This window comes from Pseudomonas sp. 15C, from assembly GCF_055484735.1.
In genome coordinates, this window is sequence record NZ_JBUDGD010000072.1 from 1 (window position 1) to 21,937 (window position 21,937).

General features: G+C 61.4%; 16 protein-coding genes. 11 read left to right on the forward strand and 5 right to left on the reverse strand.

Annotation, left to right across the window (positions count from 1 at the left end):
• The 3 genes from ACYYKW_RS23960 to ACYYKW_RS23970 all read left to right on the forward strand — a co-directional run.
• Positions 1–545 (forward strand): cytochrome C assembly family protein (locus ACYYKW_RS23960; RefSeq protein WP_464991346.1); only part of this gene is annotated, 545 nt, incomplete at its 5' end.
• 11 nt (positions 546–556) lie between these two features.
• Positions 557–1,798: a transporter associated domain-containing protein gene (locus ACYYKW_RS23965; protein WP_464991347.1), complete on the forward strand. Its 1,242-nt coding sequence runs from the start codon at positions 557–559 to the stop codon at positions 1,796–1,798.
• Between the two features lie 223 nt (positions 1,799–2,021).
• Positions 2,022–3,338: an MFS transporter gene (locus ACYYKW_RS23970; RefSeq protein WP_464991348.1), complete on the forward strand. Its 1,317-nt coding sequence runs from the start codon at positions 2,022–2,024 to the stop codon at positions 3,336–3,338.
• 114 nt (positions 3,339–3,452) lie between these two features.
• Here ACYYKW_RS23970 and purT read toward each other — a convergent pair whose 3' ends face one another.
• The 5 genes from purT to ACYYKW_RS23995 all read right to left on the reverse strand — a co-directional run bounded on the left by purT (position 3,453) and on the right by ACYYKW_RS23995 (position 6,804).
• Positions 3,453–4,634 carry a formate-dependent phosphoribosylglycinamide formyltransferase gene (gene purT / locus ACYYKW_RS23975; protein WP_093104442.1) on the reverse strand — a complete coding sequence of 394 codons (1,182 nt, stop codon included), beginning with the start codon at positions 4,632–4,634 and terminating at the stop codon, positions 3,453–3,455.
• 100 nt (positions 4,635–4,734) lie between these two features.
• Positions 4,735–5,202, reverse strand: a complete 468-nt coding sequence (locus ACYYKW_RS23980) for a VUT family protein (protein WP_090281913.1) — start codon at positions 5,200–5,202, stop codon at positions 4,735–4,737.
• Positions 5,203–5,425: 223 nt separating this feature from the next.
• Entirely contained in the window at positions 5,426–5,638 is a 213-nt protein-coding gene (locus ACYYKW_RS23985; RefSeq protein ID WP_093104445.1) for a DUF1289 domain-containing protein, read from the reverse strand.
• Positions 5,635–6,159 (reverse strand): gamma carbonic anhydrase family protein, encoded by a 525-nt coding sequence (locus ACYYKW_RS23990; RefSeq protein WP_090281911.1) that lies wholly within the window; start codon positions 6,157–6,159, stop codon positions 5,635–5,637. The genes ACYYKW_RS23985 and ACYYKW_RS23990 overlap by 4 nt, the downstream gene beginning before the upstream one ends.
• Positions 6,160–6,204: 45 nt before the next feature.
• Positions 6,205–6,804 (reverse strand): CoA pyrophosphatase, encoded by a 600-nt coding sequence (locus ACYYKW_RS23995; RefSeq protein ID WP_090281910.1) that lies wholly within the window; start codon positions 6,802–6,804, stop codon positions 6,205–6,207.
• A gap of 147 nt (positions 6,805–6,951) precedes the next feature.
• Between ACYYKW_RS23995 and ACYYKW_RS24000 the strand changes: the two genes are divergently transcribed.
• From ACYYKW_RS24000 to ACYYKW_RS24035, 8 genes are all read left to right on the forward strand, one after another.
• Entirely contained in the window at positions 6,952–7,503 is a 552-nt protein-coding gene (locus tag ACYYKW_RS24000; protein WP_464991349.1) for an NUDIX hydrolase, read from the forward strand.
• A gap of 77 nt (positions 7,504–7,580) precedes the next feature.
• Positions 7,581–8,096: a L,D-transpeptidase family protein gene (locus tag ACYYKW_RS24005; RefSeq protein WP_090281908.1), complete on the forward strand. Its 516-nt coding sequence runs from the start codon at positions 7,581–7,583 to the stop codon at positions 8,094–8,096.
• Positions 8,097–8,380: 284 nt separating this feature from the next.
• A complete protein-coding gene (locus ACYYKW_RS24010; RefSeq protein WP_093104456.1) occupies positions 8,381–9,112 on the forward strand; it encodes a GntR family transcriptional regulator in 732 nt (243 codons plus the stop codon).
• Between the two features lie 27 nt (positions 9,113–9,139).
• The gene (gene nagA, locus ACYYKW_RS24015) at positions 9,140–10,246 is read left to right on the forward strand and encodes an N-acetylglucosamine-6-phosphate deacetylase (RefSeq protein WP_464991350.1); all 1,107 of its coding nucleotides are present in this window, start codon (positions 9,140–9,142) and stop codon (positions 10,244–10,246) included.
• Positions 10,227–11,249, forward strand: a complete 1,023-nt coding sequence (locus ACYYKW_RS24020) for an SIS domain-containing protein (RefSeq protein ID WP_336354944.1) — start codon at positions 10,227–10,229, stop codon at positions 11,247–11,249. Before nagA ends, ACYYKW_RS24020 begins: the two co-directional genes overlap by 20 nt.
• Positions 11,250–11,283: 34 nt before the next feature.
• Positions 11,284–13,797, forward strand: a complete 2,514-nt coding sequence (ptsP, locus tag ACYYKW_RS24025; protein ID WP_464991351.1) for a phosphoenolpyruvate--protein phosphotransferase — start codon at positions 11,284–11,286, stop codon at positions 13,795–13,797.
• Between the two features lie 34 nt (positions 13,798–13,831).
• Positions 13,832–15,547, forward strand: coding sequence for an N-acetylglucosamine-specific PTS transporter subunit IIBC (gene nagE, locus ACYYKW_RS24030; protein ID WP_464991352.1), 1,716 nt, complete (start codon positions 13,832–13,834; stop codon positions 15,545–15,547).
• A gap of 145 nt (positions 15,548–15,692) precedes the next feature.
• A complete protein-coding gene (locus tag ACYYKW_RS24035) occupies positions 15,693–21,416 on the forward strand; it encodes a membrane-targeted effector domain-containing toxin (protein ID WP_464991353.1) in 5,724 nt (1,907 codons plus the stop codon).
• The last annotated feature ends 521 nt before the right edge of the window (positions 21,417–21,937 follow it).

Here is a 21,937-nt window from a genome sequence, read left to right on the forward strand (position 1 = left end):
GAATTCCGGTGGAGAACCTGCTGGTTCTGCTGTTCCCGCTCGGTGCGATCACCGTGCTGCTGGCGCAATTCGCGCCGACCGGCACGGTGCAGATCATTGATGAAGAGCCGGGCATTCTCGCCCACATCCTGCTGTCGATCCTTGCCTACGGCATGTTCACCATCGCGGTGTTCCAGGCCTTGCTGCTGCTGGTGCAAGACCACCAGCTCAAGCACAAGCACCCGTCCGGGCTGATCAAGAACTTCCCGCCGCTGCAAACCATGGAAAGTCTGCTGTTCGGTTTCCTTTGGGCCGGCTGGACGCTGCTGTCGCTGTCGCTGATCTCCGGCTGGCTGTTCGTCGAGAACCTGTTCGCCCAGCATCTGGTGCACAAGACCCTGCTGGCGTGCCTGGCGTGGATCGTGTTCAGCGTGCTGCTGTGGGGGCGCAATCGCCTCGGCTGGCGCGGCCACAAGGCGATTCGCTGGACGCTCGCCGGTTTCTGCCTGCTGATGTTGGCGTATTTCGGCAGCAAACTGGTTCGCGAATACATTCTGCACATCTGACGGGCGTATAAATGGACGGTTTGCCCATAGGGCCGATGCTCGCGGTATTCGCTCTGCTGATTGTGTGGTCAGGGCTGTTTACCGCCGTCGAAATCGCGCAACAGCAGTTGCTCGCGCAGCGCACCGCCTCGCGCGCCAGCGATAAGCCGCTGGCCAAGCTCAACTTTCCGCTCGACAGCCTGATCCTGTGCAACACCCTGTGCCGCGCGCTGGCGGTGGTGATTGCCACCTTGCTGGCGATTTTCCTTTGTGCGGAAAACGGCCCTTGGGCAGCATGCCTCGGCGTCGGCGCCATCCTGCTGGTGTTCGCCGATTACTTTCCGCGCAGCGTGGCCCAGCGTTATCCCGATGCAGTGCTGGGGCTCGGCAATACCCTGCTGGCGGTACCGCTGAAGATTGTCTATCCGTTTGCCTGGCTGTTCAGCCGCCTTGGCAGCCTGCTGATGAGCCCGTTCGTGCGCAAGGCCCAAGTCGTGCAACACAGCGAAGACGAAGCGCCCGCCGACCGTCATGACGATGCCGAACATCCGGTTCGTGCGCACCCGGTCTCCGGGATCCACGCGCTGGACAACATCACCGTCAACGATATTCTGGTGCCGCGCAGTGACGTCGACGGCATCAACCTCGACGATCCGATCGAAGCGATCATCGAGCAACTGCGCAATAACGAACGCACGCGTCTGCCGGTGTTTCACAGCGACATCAATCAGGTCGAAGCGGTACTCAACACCCGTCAGGTCGGCCACTTGCTGAGCAACGGCGAACTTACGCGAGAAGCCCTGCTGGCAGCCAGCTACGAACCCTACTTCGTTCCAGAAAGCACCCCGTTGCAACTGCAACTGCTGAACTTTCACAAGCAACAGCGGCGCCTGGGCATGGTGGTCGACGAATACGGCGAAGTGCTCGGTATCGTCACGCTGGAAGATATTCTCGAAGAGATCGTTGGCGAATTCGAAAGCGAGCACAGCCTCGATAACCCGCACATCCACCCGCAAGCCGACGGGCGCATGGTGATTGATGGTGCGGCGTCGATCCGCGAACTGAACAAATGCCTGGGCTGGCACCTGCCCAGCGACGGGCCGAAAACCCTCAACGGGCTGGTGACCGAGGCGTTGGAAACCATTCCGGAAAGCGCGGTTTGCCTGAAGATCGGCCGTTATCGCCTGGAAATCCTCGAGACCGAAGACAACCGCGTGAGCAAAGTACTGATCTGGCTGACCTCATCTGTGCCAGTCTTGATACCGGCACGCTAGATCGCCTCTTGTTCAAGCGTTAGCCCCCTTCCTATAATCGGCGAGCTTACCCAAGCGCCGACGACCCCTGTGCTTACCCGGCACGCCACGGATCGCGACTGTTTCCGCCGCAAACCGACGACTGTTCCTACTCGAAACAGCGCTCGCGCCCTACCCCACATCCCTGGGTGTTCGACCATAATAATTCGCTCCAACGGAGCTCATGACTGTCAGGGATCACCGCATGACCACCACGACCGCTTTGCGCGACAACGCGCCTGCCCAGCCGACCAATTCCGCCACCCGCGTGGCGACGGCAAGTTTTATCGGCACCGCCATCGAGTTCTACGACTTCTATGTTTACGCCACCGCAGCCGCGCTGGTGATCGGGCCGGTGTTCTTTCCGCAAACATCGGGCACCGCACAGATGCTCTCTGCGTTTCTGACGTTCGGCATCGCCTTCCTCGCCCGCCCGCTCGGCTCGGCGCTGTTCGGCCACTTCGGTGACCGCATCGGGCGCAAATCGACGCTGGTCGCCTCATTGCTGCTGATGGGCGTCTGCACCACATTGATCGGCGTGTTGCCGGGGTACGACAGCATCGGCGCATGGGCGCCAATCCTGTTGTGCGTGCTGCGCTTCGGCCAAGGTCTGGGGCTGGGCGGCGAATGGGGCGGAGCTGCGTTGCTGGCCACGGAAAACGCGCCGAAAGGCAAGCGCGCCTGGTTCGGCATGTTCCCGCAACTGGGGCCTTCGATCGGTTTTCTCGCCGCCAACGGTCTGTTCCTGACCCTCGCCATGACCCTCGACGACGAGCAGTTCCGGAGCTGGGGCTGGCGCATTCCGTTTCTGCTCAGCGCCGCGCTGGTGATGGTCGGCCTGTATGTACGCCTCAAGCTGCACGAAACGCCGGTGTTCGCCAACGCGATTGCTCGTCAGGAGCGGGTGAAAGTGCCGCTGGTTGAACTGTTCAGCCAGTACTGGGCGCCGACGTTGCTGGGCGCAGCGGCGATGGTGGTGTGCTACGCGCTGTTCTATATCTCGACGGTGTTTTCTCTGAGCTACGGAGTGTCCACCCTGGGTTACAGCCGCGAGACCTTCCTCGGCCTGCTGTGCTTTGCCGTGCTGTTTATGGCGGCTGCGACGCCGTTGTCAGCCTGGGCGAGTGACCGTTACGGGCGCAAACCGGTGCTGATCATCGGTGGCGTGCTGGCGGTGCTTTCCGGGTTTCTGATGGAACCGTTGCTGACTCAGGGCTCGACCTGGGGCGTGGCGCTGTTCCTGTGCATCGAACTGTTCTTGATGGGCGTGACGTTCGCGCCGATGGGCGCGCTGCTGCCGGAGTTGTTTCCGACCCATGTGCGTTATACCGGCGCGTCGGCGGCGTATAACCTGGGCGGAATTGTCGGAGCCTCGGCGGCACCGTTCTTCGCACAGAAACTGGTGGCAATGGGCGGTTTGAGTTATGTCGGCGGGTATGTCTCGGCGGCGGCGGTGCTGAGCTTGATTGCGGTGCTGTGCCTGAAGGAAACGAGGAATAACGATCTGAATCGGGTTGCCTGATTCAACAGCATCGCCAGCAGGCTGGCTCCCACAGGGGTAATCGGTTGGCCACAAATTTTGTGATCACTCAATCCAATGTGGGAGCCAGCCTGCTGGCGATGGCCGCGATGCGGTTTAGAGCTCTACAACAACCGCTTGAGACGCACGGGTCGCCTTCGCCCGCGCGGCCTCGATCGATTCATCCCGCGCCAGTGCCACGCCCATGCGGCGCTGACCGTTGACTTCAGGTTTGCCGAACAGACGCAACGCCGTGTCCGGCTCGCTCAGCGCGGCGCCGAGGTTGGCGAAGGCAGTCTGGGTCGATTGCCCTTCCACCAGAATCACCGCCGAAGCCGATGGCCCGAACTGACGGATCAGCGGTACCGGCAAACCCAGAATCGCGCGAGCGTGCAAGGCGAACTGGGACAGGTCCTGGGAGATCAGCGTGACCAGACCGGTGTCATGCGGGCGCGGCGACACTTCGCTGAACCACACCTGATCACCTTTGATGAACAGCTCGACGCCGAAGATGCCACGGCCACCCAGCGCTTCGGTGACTGCTTTGGCCACGCGCTCGGATTCAGCCAGGGCAATCGGGCTCATGGCCTGTGGCTGCCAGGATTCCTGGTAATCGCCTTTTTCCTGACGGTGACCGACCGGCGCGCAGAACGTGGTGCCGCCGACGTGACGCACGGTCAGCAGGGTGATTTCGTAGTCGAAGTCGATGAAACCTTCGATGATCACCCGCCCTTTGCCGGCGCGACCGCCCTCTTGCGCGTAGTCCCAGGCCTTCTGCACGTCATCGACGCTGCGCAGCAGGCTTTGGCCTTTGCCCGACGAACTCATGACCGGTTTGACGACGCACGGGAAGCCGAGGTCTTCAACGGCTTTGCTGTAATCCTCGAAGGTGTCGGCAAAGTGGTACGGCGAGGTCGGCAGGTCGAGCTCTTCAGCGGCCAGACGACGGATGCCTTCGCGGTTCATGGTCAATTGCGCCGCACGTGCAGTCGGGATCACGGTGAAGCCTTCGGCTTCCAGTTCGACCAGAGTGGCGGTGGCGATGGCTTCGATTTCCGGCACGATGAAGTGCGGCTTCTCGGCTTCGATCACGGCGCGCAGGGCGGCGCCGTCGAGCATGTTGATCACATGGCTGCGATGCGCAACCTGCATGGCCGGCGCGTTGGCGTAACGGTCGACGGCAATCACTTCAACGCCCAGGCGCTGCAGCTCGATCACCACCTCCTTGCCCAACTCACCACAGCCACACAGCAATACGCGGGTCGCGGTTGGCGACAGTGGAGTTCCGATACGGGTCATCTCAGGTCCTCAAAGCAGCGGATCATCGAGGAAAGCAACGCCAGCCGCGCTTTCCATGGGGAGAAAGCGCGGCATTTTACATGAACCCGCGGGTTTGGCTTCAGCTGGCGACAGCCTGTTTGCGCTCGCGCCAGGCCATGATCAGCCACACGGCGGTGACGCCGGCGAATTTCGAGGCCAGGGCGGTGATGATCACCGGCGGGGTCAGCAGGTCAATCATGCCGAAAAAGATGAAGGTATCGAGAGGAATGCTCAGCGCCGAACTTATCCACAGGCGGTCGCGCAGCGGCCGTTTGGTGATGCTGAACACCAGCCAGTCGATGCACTCGGAGACCGCGAACGCCGTGGCACTTGCCAGGGCGATGGAGGGATCGGAGGTGACGTAGGACAGCACCAGGGCCGCCAGCATCGCCACGATTGCACCGTGACCGAAGCGCGTTTGCACCATGTCACGCAGCACGAACACCAGCCCGCCCCAGGCCGACCAGATGATGTCCAGGTGCGGCGCGGTGGAGAAGGCGAAGTTGATCAGCACTACGCTGCTGATGTAGGCGATAAGAAAGATCATGGGGGCGGCCTGTGAATTTGGCGCACAGGTTACTGGACCGCAAGGTCAAGAGCCACCCCCTCACCCCAGCCCTCTCCCCAAGGGGGCGAGGGGGAAAGGGAGCAGATCGGGGGCTATTCAAAATCTGGGTTCGACTCGGTGTTTCAGGTCGGCGTACAGCAAAAAACACCTCGGTCAGTCTCCTCTCCCCCGGGAGAGGGTCAGGGTGAGGGGCTTCTAAGGTTCACGACGATTTCGCCGGCAACATCCACACCAACCCACTGGCCTTCGCCCGCTCATGACACAACCCCAGTACCACCCGGCGCTCGTCATTGTTCATGCGGCTCCAGCGGGTAATTTCTTCCACGGTACGCTGGCACCCGGTACAGACATCAGCCTCATCCAGCGCACAGATATTGACGCAGGGCGAGGCAACAGGTCGTTCAGCGCTAGTCATTGTTCTTGCTCGGCCAGATCGCGGGCATAACGCTGCGAGTTATGCACATAGTGGGCGGCGCTGGCTTCGAGCATCTTCTTTTGCGCCTCGGTGAGTTCGCGTACGACCTTGCCCGGCGAGCCCATCACCAGCGAGCCATCGGGAATCTCCTTGCCCTCGCCGATCAGCGAGTTGGCGCCGATGATGCAGTTCTTGCCGATCTTCGCACCGTTGAGGATCACCGCGTTGATGCCGATCAGGCTGTAATCGCCGACCGTGCAGCCATGGAGCATGGCGTTGTGGCCGATGGTTACGCCGGTACCGATGGTCAGCGGGTAGCCCATGTCGGTGTGCATCACCGTGCCGTCCTGCACATTGCTGTTCTTGCCGATCAGGATCAGTTCGTTGTCGCCGCGCAGCACGGCGTTGAACCAGACGTTGGCGCCCTCTTCCAGTCTGACCTTGCCCACCAGCACGGCATTGGGGGCGACCCAGCTCTGTGGATGGGTTTCGACACGGGCGTCGCCCAGGCGGTATTTCATGGTGTGGTCCTCAGGGCTTGCGGTGATGGGCCATTCGAACGATGGCTAGGTATTGATGAAGCTTTTCGGCGGCTCGTGCAGGTTGATCCTGGCGTCATAGAGCAGATTGACCAGTTCGACGATCATCATCGCCGTCAGTCCCCAGATCTTGTACTCGTCGAAGCGGTAGCTCGGTACGTACCAGCTGCGGCCCTGATAGTCGATGCGATGAGTGTGCTCGCGCGGGTCTTTGCGGAAGAACTCCAGTGGCACGCTGAACACCGCAGCGATTTCGGCATCGTTGGGCTGGTATTCGACGAAATCGGGAATCACCCCGACGTACGGCGTGACCTTGATGCCATGCAGGGAGATCAGCGGACTGAGCGGGCCGATGACTTCCACCAGCCCCGGTGGCAGGCCGATTTCCTCTTCGGCTTCTCGCAGCGCGGTGAAGATCAGGTCCGGGTCTTCCGGGTCACGTCGACCACCCGGGAAGGCGACTTCGCCGCCGTGGGTCGAGAGCCCGCTGGCGCGCAGGGTCAGGACCAGCTCCGGCTCGTCGCTGCGGGTGATCGGCACCAGTACGGCGGCCTCGGGAAAGCGTGCGTCGGTCTCCAGCGTGCGCGGTGTGTGGTTGCTTACCCTATGCAGTAGCTCATCCAGCATGAGTGTTCTCGATCGGTACCTTACCCGGCATCATGCACCAATCGATGCGAGCGCCCAAGCCCCCGAAACCCGACGTGTCGCGAAACGACAACTTGCCGACCGGCACCGCTGCACGCCAAGATAGGCGCAGCATTCAGGAACCTCAGCATGAAATTTTGCAGCCACTGCGGTAACCCGGTCACCCAGCGCATTCCCGAAGGCGATTCGCGACTGCGCTATGTCTGCGAAAGCTGTCAGACCATTCATTATCAGAATCCCAATATCGTCGCCGGGTGTGTGCCGACCTGGGGCGGCCAGGTGCTGCTCTGTCGCCGCGCCATCGAACCGCGCCTGGGCTACTGGACCCTGCCCGCCGGTTTCATGGAAAACGGCGAGACCATCGAGCAGGCCGCCGTGCGCGAAACCGCCGAAGAAGCCTGCGCCCGCGTGCGCAACCTGAGCATCTACACGCTGATCGACGTACCGCACATCAGCCAGGTGCATGTATTCTTCCGCGCCGAGCTGGTCGATCTGGATTTTGCCGCCGGTCCCGAAAGCCTCGAGGTGCAACTGTTCGACGAAGCGGACATCCCTTGGGACGATCTGGCTTTCCGCACAGTGGGGCGCACGCTGGAATGTTTCTTCGCGGATCGGCGCGTCGAAAGTTATCCGGTGCGTTCGGAATCGATTCCACCGCTGGCGCAACCAGCCATCACTTGATTTCGTCGCGCACCGGCCGATAACACCACACACCGCTGTCCAACCTGTATCTGCGTCACTTTTGGGGAATCGTTTCAATGCGCTGGTTGCTTGCCCTGTTTTGCCTGTCATTCGTCACAGTCTCGCAAGCGTCATTCGTGACCACCGTGACACCGTCGAATACGCCATTGATCGAAAAAGTCCTGGTGCTCAAATCCGCGCATCAACTGCAATTGATCACCGACGGTAAACCCTTGAAGACCTATCGCATTTCGTTGGGCAAGGGCGCGAAGAAAGGTCCGAAACTGATCGAAGGCGACAAGCGCACGCCGGAAGGCTTCTATTGGATCGACTGGCGCAAGACCAGCGACAAATTCAACCTGTCGATGCACATTTCCTACCCGAACATCAGCGACTCGGCCCGCGCTCGCCGCGAAGGCGTCGAGCCCGGCGGGATGATCATGATCCACGGCACGCCGGACTCCGAAGACAACCCGGAGCAGTTGTTCCACACCCTCGACTGGACCGACGGCTGCATCGCCATGCGTAACGTCGACATGCGCGAAGTGTGGAATCTGGTGCCGGACGGCACGATGATCGAGATTCGTCCGTAATTTCAGCGCGACCGCCGGTCGGCCCGAAAAATAAATCAAAAAAATCGCAGCGTGCTTCAGCGTCTGTCCGGTGATACCACTCTCACCGGCGGGGCTGATCCAGGCTGCGATTTTTTTTGTGCCCCCTGCTCACCACTAATACCACTTGAAACCCACCCTCCAGCCAAGGCCCCTGCAAGCGTGAAAACCGGCTTTCCTCGCGTTGACATGGTATGCAAGTGGTATTAGTTTCCGCCCGACTGCCGAGCGACAACAATCCTATATCAGCGCCGGAAATGCCCTACATGAACGATCTCCTCGCCCTACGCCCCGATGACGCCCAGCCGACGCCGCTGTACCTGCAACTGGCGCGTAATCTGGAAGCGGCGATCCATGCCGGGCAATGGAAAGCCGAACAGGCGATGCCATCGGAGCGCAATCTCAGTGAATGGCTGGGGATTTCCCGAGTGACCGCGCGCAAGGCGCTGGAAGTCCTGCTGGAGCAAGGCCTGATCCGCCGTCTGCAAGGTTCTGGCACGTTCATCACCCCGCGCCTGGAACAACCGCTGTCGCGCCTTTCCGGTTTCAGCGAAATGCTCCGCCTCAAGGGCTTCGTCCCCAGCTCGCACTGGCTGGAGCGCGAAATCACCCTGCCGACCCACGAAGAACTGATCCGCCTCGGCCTGTCGCCGAACGACAAGGTGGCGCGCATGAAGCGTCTGCGCAAAGCCGACGACACCGTGATGGCCATCGAGATGAGCACCCTGCCCGCCTCGATCATGCCCAAACCGCAAGCGGTGGGTGATTCGCTCTACGAATACCTCGACGGCATCGGTAAGCCGATCGTCCGCGCCTTGCAGCACATCCAGGCGATCAATGCCTCGGACGAGTTCGCCGCACTGGTGGGCATTGCCCCTGGCACCGCCATGTTGCTGATGACCCGAGTCGGTTACCTGGAAGACAACACGCCGATCGAAGTCACCGACACCTATTGCCGCAACGATTACTACGACTTTGTCGCAGAGCTGCGCCGCTGAGAGCGGCGCCGGAACCGAGAAAACATCATGTCCGAAGACAACATCCTCACCGCTGACGGCTGGATTCGCGGCCGGCTGATCCACGCCCGCGGCAAAGTCGTGGCGATCGAAGGCGAGCCCTGCGATCCGACCGATAACGACCTGCCGTACCTGCTGCCGGGTTTCATCGACCTGCACGTCCACGGCGGCGGTGGCAAAGACATCATGGAAGGCGCCAGCGCCTTCGAGACCATCAGCAAAACCCACGTACGTTTCGGCACGACATCGCTGCTGGCCACGACCATGACCGCGCCGAGTGCGGAGATCACCAGCGTACTTAAGGAGGTCGGAGAATTCTGTGAACAGCGTCCGCAAGGCGCGGCGCGGGTCCTCGGCGTCCACCTCGAAGGCCCGTATATCAATCCCGGCAAACTCGGCGCGCAACCAAACTTCGCTCACACCGCGTTGATGGCTGAAGTCGAAGAATATCTGGCCCTGGCGCCGATCCGGGTGATCACCATCGCGCCGGAAATCGCCGGCCACGACGAGTTGATTCGTGAGCTGAGCAGCCGCGGTATCCGCATGCAGATCGGCCACACCCTCGGCAGCTATGAAGAAGGGGTTGCCGCGTTGAACGCCGGCGCCACCAGCTTCACCCATTTGTACAACGCCATGAGCCCGCTGCATCACCGCGAGCCGGGGATCGTCGGCGCGGCCCTGGCCCACGCGCAGTACGCCGAGCTGATCCCGGATTTGCTGCACGTGCACCCCGGTGCGATCCGCGTCGCGTTGCGTTCGATCCCGTGCCTGTACTGCGTGACCGATTCGACTGCCGCCGCCGGCATGCCCGACGGCGAATACAAGCTCGGCAGCCACACCGTGACCAAATGCCTGGGCGGCGTGCGCCTGCCCGACGGCACCCTGGCCGGGAGTACGCTGACCATGGATCAGGCCCTGCGCAATCTGGTGAAGATCGGTCTGCCGATCAGCGAAGCCTCGCAGCGCCTGTCGCAATTTCCCGCCGATTACCTCGGCCTCAACGAACGCGGGCGCCTCGCCCCCGGCGCCTGGGCCGACTGCGTGCGGCTCGATCGTTCACTCACACTGACCGCTGTCATGGTCGAAGGAGAAGACATTGACTTCAAAAATGCTTGAGGAGGCGCTGTCCTCGTTCGAGGCCGTGCACGCTCAGTTGCAACAGCTCGACCCGCAACTGATCGAGATCGCCGGGCGTCTGCGCCGTCAGCCGCCGCAAGTGGCGATGACCGTCGCGCGCGGCAGCTCCGACCACGCGGCGAGCTATTTTGCCTACCTGACCATGCAGCAACTGGGCGTGCCGGTGGCGTCGTTGCCGATGTCGGTGGTGACCATGCAGCAGGCACCATTGAAGGTCAGCGGTCAGGTCGCGTTCGCCTTTTCCCAGTCGGGACAAAGCCCGGACCTGGTCAACAGCCTGCGCCTGTTGCGCAAACGTGGCGCGTTGAGCGTGTCGATGGTCAACGCCGCCGATTCACCGCTGGAAGCGGCGTGTGAATTCAGCGTGCCGCTGCTCGCCGGAACGGAAAGCAGCGTCGCCGCGACCAAAAGCTTCATCGCCACCCTCAGCGCCAGCGCCCGTCTGGTCGCGCACTGGAAAGAGGACGACGAATTGTTGCAGGCACACAACGCCCTGCCCGAAGGACTGCGCGAAGCCGCGATCCAGGACTGGAGCGCCGCCATCGATGCACTGCGCGATTGCCAGCAGCTGATGGTCATTGGCCGTGGCGCCGGTTTCGCCATCGCCCAGGAAGCGGCGCTGAAATTCAAGGAAACCTCGGCGATTCAGGCCGAAGCCTTCAGCAGCGCCGAAGTCCGTCACGGCCCGATGGCACTGATCGACGAACATTATCCGCTGCTGGTATTCGCCCCCCGCGGTGCGGAACAGGCCGGGCTCTTGAGCCTCGCGGCAGAAATGCGCCAGCGCGGCGCCCGCGTGTTGCTGGCCGCTCCCGATGACGTGGCCGAGCGTGACCTGACCCTGAGCCGCGCCGAACACCCGGCCCTCGACCCGATTCTGGCGATCCAGAGCTTCTACGTCATGGCCGCAGGCCTCGCCGTGGCCCGGGGCATGGACCCGGATCAACCGCGCCACCTGAGCAAAGTGACCCGCACCCACTGAGTGCCCCTGACTGCATACCTGATGAGACCGAGCCATGCACAACAACAATAAAGAGCTGACCCTCAGCGCCCCGCTCAGCGGGCCGGTGCTGACGCTCGCCAAAGTCCCGGACGCGGTGTTCGCCAGCGGCGCGATGGGCGACGGCATCGCCATCGACCCGCTCAACGATACGCTGTATTCGCCGTGCGCCGGGGTGATCATTCACGTCGCGCGCACCGCTCACGCCGTTACCGTGCGCGCCGACAACGGTGCGGAGATTCTTCTGCACCTTGGCCTCGATACCGTTGAGTTGAACGGCGCCGGTTTCTCGATGCTGGTCAGCGAAAATCAGCGGGTCAGCGTCGGCCAGCCGTTGTTGCGCTACGACCAGGACCAGGTCGGCCAACACTGCAAAAGTCTGGTCAGTCTGTTGATCCTGACCAACAGCCACGATTTTCAGGTGCGCCCGATCACGCTCAAAGCGGTAAAAGTCGGCGAGCCGTTGCTGCACATCGTCGCACGCAACGACTCAGTGGCAGGTGTTGAAGCCAGCGCTGGCCCCGAAGTTCGCGGGCAGGTGCGCGTGGCCCATCGCGGTGGCTTGCATGCCCGTCCGGCGGCGCTGATCCGCCAGACTGCGCAGGGTTTCAACAGTCAGTCAAAGCTGCACTTCGCCGGTAAGTCGGCGCCGTGCAACAGCCTGATCGGCCTGATGGGCCTGGCAATTGGCGAGCAGGACGAGATCCAGGTCAGCTGTCAGGGCGCGGATGCCGAAGCGGCGCTGCAAGCCTTGCTCAGCGCATTGTCCACCGCACTGCCGGATGATCATGACGCTAAGGCGCCAGTCAGCACGGCGCCGCTGAAACGCCCGGCCGAGGCGGGTGTGTTGCACGGTGTTTGCGCGGCGCCGGGGCTGATCGCCGGGCCGTTGTTTCGCTTGAACGCAATCAGCTTGCCGGCGGACGCGGGCAACCACGATCCAGTGCAGCAACAACACACTCTCGATGCGGCATTGAACGCGGTGCGCAGCGACATCGCCGCCACCCTCGCCCAGGCGAAAAAGCACAACAACGCCGACGAAGAAGCCATCTTCGCCGCGCACATGGCTCTGCTCGAAGACCCGGCACTGCTCGACGCCGCAGAGCAATTGATCCAGCGAGGCAGCGCGGCGACTCACGCCTGGAGTCAGTCGATCGACGCGCAATGCGACATGCTCCAAGGCACCGGCAGCGCATTGTTGGCCGAGCGCGCCAATGATCTGCGCGACCTCAAGCAACGAGTGCTGCGCGTCCTGCTCGGCGAGGCCTGGCACTACGATATACCGGCCGCTGCGATTGTCGCGGCGCATGAACTGACACCGTCGGATCTGCTGCAACTCAGCGCGCAAGGGGTCGCCGGGTTGTGCATGGCCGAGGGCGGCGCAACCTCACATGTGGCGATTCTCGCTCGCGGCAAAGGCTTGCCGTGCGTGGTCGCACTGGGTTCGGCCTTGCTCGATCAGGCGCAAGGCCAGGCGGTGGTGCTGGATGCCGATGGCGGTCGCCTCGAACTGGCGCCCAACAACGAGCGTCTGGCCGATGTGCAGCACGCGCAAATCGAGCGCCAGCAGCGTCGCGACGCGCAACAGGCCAAGGCTCACTTGCCCGCCGAAACGCGCAATGGCGTGGCCATCGAAGTCGTCGCCAACGTCGCCTCCGACAGCGAAGCCGCAGACGCCTTCGCCTACGGCGCCGATGGCGTCGGTCTGCTGCGCACCGAGTTTCTGTTCGTCGACCGCCAGACTGCGCCGGATGTCGAGGAGCAGCGCAGCGCTTATCAAGCGGTGCTCGACGCCATGGGCGACAAGTCGGTGATCATCCGCACCATCGACGTTGGCGGCGACAAGCAACTGGACTACCTGCCGCTGCCCGCCGAAGCCAACCCGGTGCTCGGTCTGCGCGGCATTCGTCTGGCGCAGGCGCGCCCGGAAATCCTTGATCAGCAATTGCGCGCGCTGTTGCAAGTCCGCCCGTTGTACCGCTGCCGGATCCTCTTGCCGATGGTCACCGAAGTCGACGAATTGCTGCAGATTCGCCAGCAGGTCGACGCATTGTGCGTGGAAATGAACATCAGTGAGCGGCCGGAAATCGGCGTGATGATTGAAGTGCCCGCGGCCGCGCTGCAAGCCGAACAGCTGGCCGAGCACGCCGACTTTCTCTCCATCGGCACCAACGACCTGTCGCAATACACGTTAGCCATGGACCGCGACCATGCTGGTCTGGCGGCGCGCGTCGATGCCCTGCACCCGGCATTGCTGCGGTTGATCGCCATGACCTGCGCCGGTGCGGCAGTGCACAAACGCTGGGTCGGCGTCTGCGGCGCCCTCGCCTCCGATCCGCTGGCGACGGCGGTGCTGATCGGCCTCGGCGTGACCGAACTGTCGGTCAGCCCGGTGCAGATCGGTGAAATCAAGGACCGCGTACGGCAGGTGCACCAAGGCGAATGCCAGCGTCTGAGCCACGACCTGCTCAAGCTCGGCAGCGCCGCCGCCGTGCGTCACGCCTGCCAGCAGCATTGGCCGCTGCCCTAACAACAAGCTCTCGCTAAAGAGCAGGAGAACCAACATGTACCAACTCTTCATCGAAGGCCTGCAACGCCTCGGCCGCGCGCTGATGCTGCCGATCGCGATCCTGCCGATCGCCGGCCTGTTGCTGCGCCTGGGCGATACCGACCTGTTGAACATCGCCATCATTCATGACGCCGGGCAGGTGATCTTCGCCAACCTGGCGATGATCTTCGCCATCGGCATCGCCGTCGGTTTCGCCAGGGACAACAACGGCACGGCGGGCCTGGCCGGGGTGATCGGCTATCTGGTGATGATCTCGACCCTGAAGGTCCTTGATTCGACCATCAATATGGGCATGCTCGCCGGCATCGTCAGCGGTCTGATGGCCGGTGCGCTGTACAACCGCTTCAAGGACATCAAGCTGCCGGAGTATCTGGCGTTCTTCGGCGGCCGGCGGTTCGTGCCGATCGTCACCGGGTTCGCCGCCGTCGGACTGGGCGTGCTGTTCGGCTACATCTGGCCGCCGATCCAGCACGGCATCAACGCGTTTGGCGCGCTGATGATGGAAAGCGGCAGTATCGGCGCGTTCGTGTTCGGCGTGTTCAACCGCCTGCTGATCGTCACCGGTCTGCACCACATTCTCAACAACATGGCGTGGTTCGTCTTCGGCAACTTCACCGATCCGAGCACCGGCGCACTGGTGACGGGCGACCTGTCGCGCTATTTCGCTGGCGATCCGCAGGGCGGCCAGTTCATGACCGGGATGTTCCCGATGATGATCTTCGGCCTGCCGGCGGCGTGCCTGGCGATGTACCGCAACGCCCTGCCGGAGCGGCGCAAGGTCATGGGCGGGATTTTCCTGTCGATGGCGCTGACCTCGTTTTTGACCGGGGTGACCGAGCCGATCGAATTCGCTTTCATGTTTCTCGCACCGCTGTTGTTCCTCCTGCACGCCTTGCTGACCGGCCTGTCGATGGCGATCACGAATGGCTTGAACGTCCACCTCGGCTTCACTTTCTCCGGTGGTTTCATCGACATGATTCTCGGCTGGGGTCGCTCGACCAATGGCTGGCTGGTGATTCCGGTCGGGCTGGCTTATGCGGTCGTCTATTACTGCGTTTTCGATTTCTGCATTCGTCGTTTCAACCTGAAAACACCGGGACGCGAAGATGTGGCGGTCGCAGAGAAAGCCGTACTCACCGAGAACGAGCGCGCCAGTGCCTATATCAAGGCTTTGGGCGGCGCCGAGAACCTGCTGACGGTGGGTGCTTGTACAACGCGCCTGCGCCTGGAGATGGTCGATCGCAACAAGGCGTTGGATAGCGAGTTGAAAGCACTCGGCGCGATGGCCGTGGTTCGCCCCGGCAAGGGCGGCAGTTTGCAGGTGGTGGTCGGGCCGCTGGCTGACAGCATTGCCGACGAAATTCGCCTCGCTCTGCCGACGTTGGGTCGCGCTCCGGTCCCCTCGCCGACGGCGGTTGTCGATGAGCCGAAATCGCTGACAGTCGCCAGTGCCGAGGCGCAGCAATGGCTGAAGGCGTTGGGCGGTGGCGACAATGTGCTGCAGCTCGATTGCATCGCCCTGACCCGGATTCGTCTGCAACTGGCCGATGGTGAGGCGTTGTCCGAGACGCATCTCAAAGCGCTGGGATGTCAGGGCGTCAGCCAACTTCAGGGCGGGGTCTGGCATTTGCTGGTAGGGGACAAGGCAGCAAGTCTGAGTGAGGCAATCGAGCGTTTGGCGAGTCGCCGAGAGATCAACGCGCAAGCTTGAATTTCTAGCGTCACGGCGGGCCTCTTCGCGAGGGGCTCGCTCTCCTCGCAACGAGGTGTACGCCAAAAACCCTACATATATACCACCCCTCAAAACATCCCCCTCGCCATGCTGGCCCCTCATCCCCAGCCTGGAGAAAGTGCCCATGAGCACGCCCAAAGCCCCCACACCCGAAGAGATCAAAAGTGATCTCAACCAGATCGGCGACTACCTGTTCCAGACACCTGATCCACTGCTTCCCGAGCACCCGCCGAGCACCGAACAGGCCTACCTGAAAAAACTCCACGAGCAGTTGAAAACCTACCGCACCGGCTACCTGCAACGCAGCCGCGCGCTCTACCAGACGCTGGAAACGAGCGACCTGCAAAGCGTCACAGGGAAAAAGCTCATCGCGACGCTGAAGATCCGCCTCAACACCCAACTGATCAACCTGGACCTGCGCGACCAGATCGGCGGCAAACCGGCGAAAACCTTCCTGAACTACGATGCCGGATTCACCGCCATCGGCCACGAAGCGCGGCAAGCCGTCAGTGATCGCCTGCTCCACCCGCAAGCCGGCGAACTGCTGAATAAACTTGATCTGGGACCGATGCTGCGCCCCGCCATTTATGCGCTGCAATTCAGTTATCAAAACAACACAGTCGACCTCGCCGGCGCGTTTGTTGTCACGGAGAAAGACAGCCCGCGAGTCAGCGACTTGCTGACAGACCAGAGCGCCGGCTACGCCGTGCTGTTCACTCCCGCGCGAGGCATCGAGCTCTTCAATTCCCTGGCCGATCTCGACACCCATCTGCGCGAGTCGCTGAACTCGCGCAGCGGCCACGACGATTTCATGCATTTGCTGCCGACGCGATATCACGATGTCGGTGCCGCAGGAATCTGGCCGCTGTCGCTCACGCCCATCGACAGCAAACCGTTGTTCGAACATATTTACGACGCCCTGATCGAAAAACGCACGCAGGATATCGAGCGTGCCTTGAGCTTCGCCGACAACCCGCAGCAAGCCCCCAAGCTGTTGCTTGCGGCGCTCGATAAAGCGATCGCCGCCGCCCTGCCGGATCTGACGCCACGCCTGGAGCTGCGCGCACAAACCCTGTTCGAACGCCATCTGCGCTACAGCGCACCGGACTGGTACCGCAGCGCCAGCAGCGCAAAGCAGCTCGAACTGGCGCAGCACCTGAGCAACTACCAGCAAGCGCGGCAACACTTGCTCGACCTGATGGAGCCGTTGGGCAGTCCGCTGGCATTGGCTCGCCAGCAATGGCTGGAACGCCTGAGCGATGATCTGGAAATCGACGATCTCGAGCCGGAAAAATTGCAGATCAGCACCGATCGCCGAGTGCCGGGCTATGGCGTTTACATCCATCAATGCAATCTGCTTGAGTTGTCCTTGCGCGGCCCCCACACCGGCGATGAATTGCCGGGTTCGCAATTTCTGAGCTACACCACCCTCACCTATGACGGCGAACCTTTGTCGCCAGACCATGCTGACCTGACGCCGGCATGGCTGGTCAAGCAAGCGATAAGTCTGCAACCGCGCATCGACTTCAATGGCCTGCAAAAAGACATGCACTCAGGAGCCGCCATCAAACCAGCGCTTGAGCGCATGCTTGATCAACGTATCGTCGCCCTCGCCCATACCGCGGTGCTGCAAGGGCACCTGGTCGAGAGTGATCTGGCACTGATCGAGCGCTTGCGCAGCGGCAGCGATCCACACCTGCGCGCCGCCACCCTGTCGCTGCACGGAGCACAATTGCAGGATTTGTGGATTCTGCGCCAGAGCGATGCCAGCGGCGCCATCAAGCGCATCTTGCTGTGCACGCCACAAGCCCCTCGCGAGCAACAGTTTCAGGCCTTCGACAGTGAGCGTGAATGCCAGACCCATTTGTTGGGCTGGGCGAAGCACAGCGATGTCGCCGACAGCATGGCGGGCTACCTGATCAGCCGCGTACCGATGCGTTTCCGTCCGACACTGCGCAAAGTACTGGCGGGCCTGAGTTTCAAGCCTGAAGCGCTGGAGCACCAGAAGGTCACTCTCGATAACTGTGGCGACCACCTTGCTTGCCTGAAAGCGATGGCCGAACACGTGCTCGCTACGCGCGTTGATGACTACGATTTCAGCACACCACTGTGGTATCGCTCGACCACCGCAGCCAATCGCAGAAAGCTGGCGACCCTGAGCGAAGAAGCCGAAGGCGCGTTGCGTGCGTTCAATCAGCATGCCTTGTCCGGCCGCCACTTTCCGGCATTTGATGACTACGTCCACCAGCACGCAAGGATCAGTCTGAATCGCCTGCTCAAGCGTCCGGCCAATGACGTCGACCCGGATACCGTATGGGCCTACTCGCCGATGTCCATCGTGCCCGCATTGACTCCGAAACCACTGTCGTACACACAGCTGTATCGCGACGGTTATGCCGATGGCGTCGGTTTTCTCGATGCAAAATTCTCCCGTTCGGCGCGCTTCAAAGGCCCGCCAGGCGTCGATGTCAGCAGTCTGACCGCGCAAAATGTGGCGCGCTCGGTCACAGGTATATGGATCGGAGAGCGCTACACCAACAAGGTCAAAAGTGATCTGCAAAGTTCGACGAGCGAAGGCTACGAGTTCAGACGCAATACGACATTGGCGATCACTCAGCGTCAGATGAAAAGTGCCGCGCTGGAGTGCCAACTGCAAGGCCATATCGCCAACAGCGACCTGCAATGGCTGGAGCAAAGCATCGACAGCATGGACGAAAACGCTGGGCCGACTCGCACGAAGTTTCCCATCCATCGCTTGATGATCGACGGCGAATGGGTGATCGATACATGGCTGTTCAGCCATGCGGATAATCCGGTGCTGCTCTATACCCCGGACGCGCCCGACGGCGTCAGGTTTCGCGAAGCGCGGCTGTTCAACTACCTGCTTCAGCAGCAGGCCGGGATGATCGAATACTTCACATCCCGGGTTGGCGTGAGTGCGCAAAAACGGGTGCGAACGTTCCTCGAAAACGCGAAAAAACAGCTGCCCAAAGATCTCAATAAAACCACGCCCAGCCCGGCGCGCTACGATGCAACACCGGCCACCGCTGCCGTCAACGATTTGCGCGCGGCGCTGTACAACCTGAAGCTGCAACGCCGGATCGACAACGTCCACGCCACTACCACCAGTCGCGCGCAGATGATCGCCGGGCTGATCTGGACCAGTGTGGAATGGCTCGCCGCGATTGCCACCGCGCCGTTCCCGCTACTGAGTTTGAGCACCGGCCTGCTGCTGGCCTTCAAGGACGCGATGCTCGCCTTGCACGCTTATCGCCAAGGCAACAATGGCGAAGCCTTCAGGCATTTGCTCGGTTATATGTTCAACAGCGTCGGCGCCGTGTTGACCGATTTGCGCCCCGCGGTGAGGTCACTCAACCACGTGCGTCGACCGGTGCGCCAGGCGCTCGCCAGTGCCGGCAATGAACAGCAGAATGTCGTGGCGCTGGTCGACCAGGTCGCGCCCCAACCCGAGTGGGACAACATGCGTGTAGTGGTCTTCAGAAGCCAGTTTTACTACACAGAGAAAAACCCCGACGCACTCGGACGTCATTTGCTTTACAAACGAAAGCCGAATTCCCCTGACCTCGTTTCGACCGGCATTCTGGTGGTGCCCGATGCAAACGGCATGATGGTGCGCAGCGGCATGGCCGGCGGTGCGCCAAAGTACGATGCCGTGCCAGAGTCTCCGGGCCCGTACAGGGATTATGGCGTGGCGGACAAGTACCGCCAGCGCGTCGAAACGGTGATGAATCCGCAAACCCGAGACGACATTATCCGGCGCGGTCAGGATTACATGGGCACCAGCCCCCTTGCGACCATGGTCAGTGCAGCCGATGAACTCGCCTCGACACGCGCCGCCTACCTGAAACAGGTCGAAAAACTCACTACCGATGCCACCCGTCATTTCGCCGAGCTGGCCTCCCTGCCCGCCCGCGCCGAAGTCCCGGCAGTTGCCGCCGATATTTCCATTGCACAGCTGATCGCCAGCGATGCATTCAAAGGAAAAAACCTGGTGATCGGCGCGCAGCCCGGTTCTATCGCCAGCAAACAAATGTTGATCGATCATCTGGACGATTACGTGGCAAGTGGCTTCAAACGCCTTTATGTCGAGTATCTGGCGGGGGATGTGTTTTACCCCAAGCTTGCGAAAATGAACAAGGGTGGAACCTGGAAGCACATCAAAGCCCACCTCAAAGCTGTTGACCGCGCCCTGGGGCACGAGAAGGACGCGCCATATTCCTATCTGGCACTGGTGCGTACAGCTCGGGAAAAAGGTTTGACGATCCATGCACTGGACGCCTCGACCAGTTATCAGCTGGAACACGCCATGGTGCTCGCCGACATCTCGCCATTGACCCCACGCAGCAACAGCGTCAGAAATTACTATTCGCACAAGACGCTTTCCGCCGATAGCGCCGATGCATCCGGCGAACGCTGGATCGTCCTCACCGAACAGACCCGCATGAGCACCTTCGACGAGACGCCCGGCCTGGCCGACCTGCACGACGCCATTGCCGTACGGGTTGAAGACATCGACCTGTACCAGCCGCAACGTGTCGGACTGGATTCGCCAGGCTCAATCGCCGGGGATGCGGCGGCCAAGGGCGACTACCTTGTACAGACACCGACCGCGTACAAGGCACCCCAACCGGTCTCGAAGCCAGCGCCAACGGCCACGACGTCCAGTCAATTGGGCGACTACGATATGGCGCCGTCGTTTCACGAGGATGTTGTCCGGCTCATGCGCGACCGTAACGGTTTGAACAGTTTCTACGATCCGGCAAAAAGTGACCGACTGCTATTCAGCGCATTTGTTGGCGCGCGCCAGCGCTTGGGCAAAGCGGCCAGAGACAGATTCACTGCCTTCAAACCTGCACCAGCAGCGGCGCTCCCGACCCTTACCGCCGGCGAGACTTTCGAGACATTTTTGCAGAAAATGGCCGACGGCCGATTGAATCTGCTGTTGGGTGAAAATCCAACCGAAGTGTCAGCCAAGGCGCTGCTGAAGAAACACATGAAGGCATTCAAGGATTCGGGTTATGACACATTGTACCTGGCGCGTATCTATACCGATCTGCATCAGGCCGAGCTGGACATTTTTCACCTGACCCAACGCATGCCCGAGCGAGTCAAGGCTCATCTGCAAACGCTGAGCGCGGACCGACCGAGCACTTATGTGGGTACCGACAATTACAACGAAGTCTGCGAGGCAGCGGCCAAATACAACATCCGTATCAGGGCCATTGATTGCGTCGCCAGCTATAACGTCAAGGGGTTGCCTGATCCGGAACTGTCGCGGCAAGAGATGTTCAGCTATTTCGCCACCGAGGCAATCAAAGCCGACCAACTGCTCCACGGGCCGCATAAATGGATGGCCCTGATTGACAGAACCCATACCAATTACAGCATGGGCGTACCGGGGCTCGGCGAGACGCTGAGCGCGGTCAGCCTTCATGTACGCGACAGCACGCCTGAACTGGCCAGTGCAGTCCAACCGAGCGCGTGGGCGACGATAATCCCGGAAAACGCCATCAGCGCACGGGCGTTGCGAAGTGACTTCACGGTTAACATCGCGGTGGTCGGCTGGAAGGAAATTGGCTCCGCACCGCCAGTCAATCGCAGCAAGCTGACTCAACCGGGCATGTTTCTGATCGAAAATGAAGGCACCAGCGGGACTCGTCTGGTGCATAAATCCAAAACCGGCGACATCGTTGTCACGCCGATCCAGGTGAATGACAAAGGTTTGTTGTTCGTCGATCGTTGGGAGAAGAAAAATCAGGGCTTCAAATACCTGCGCACGCTGATCGAAATGCTTGTTAAAGACGTCAAATTGACACAGGTGAAATAACGCGGGTTCGCTTGCAGGTTGTGGAAACCACTGGGTTTGCAAGCCCAGTGGTTTTTTTATGCCCAAAAGCTGTGATTGTCCGCAGCGCTTGGGCGGCAGGCGGGAAGGTTCTGCCGATCCAGAAATTGCTTTAACAGACTTCAGATCGCCACCCTCACCCTAGCCCTCTCCCGGAGGGAGAGGGGACCGATCGCGGTGGATGTAAGTGATACGTAGAAATGAAATACCCAGTCGTACGCAACTTCCGAACAGCCCAAAAATCGGCTCCCTCTCCTTGGGGAGAGGGCTGGGCGGGCGGCGTTCCGATGAGGGGCAGCCACACCGAAAATCCCAAGCCAACCACCCGCTTCTAACCACTCAACAATGAGCGTTAGCTCGAGTGCTCTTGATCTTGCGTCACCGGCGACGTCGGAAGGCTGAGCGGAGGGATCGATCCGGGCGTGGGAGCGCAGCGACCGTCTGGCGCAGCCAGACACAGCGGAAGGAGGTGCAGCGAAGCAAACCGTAGCCGCTGCGCCCGG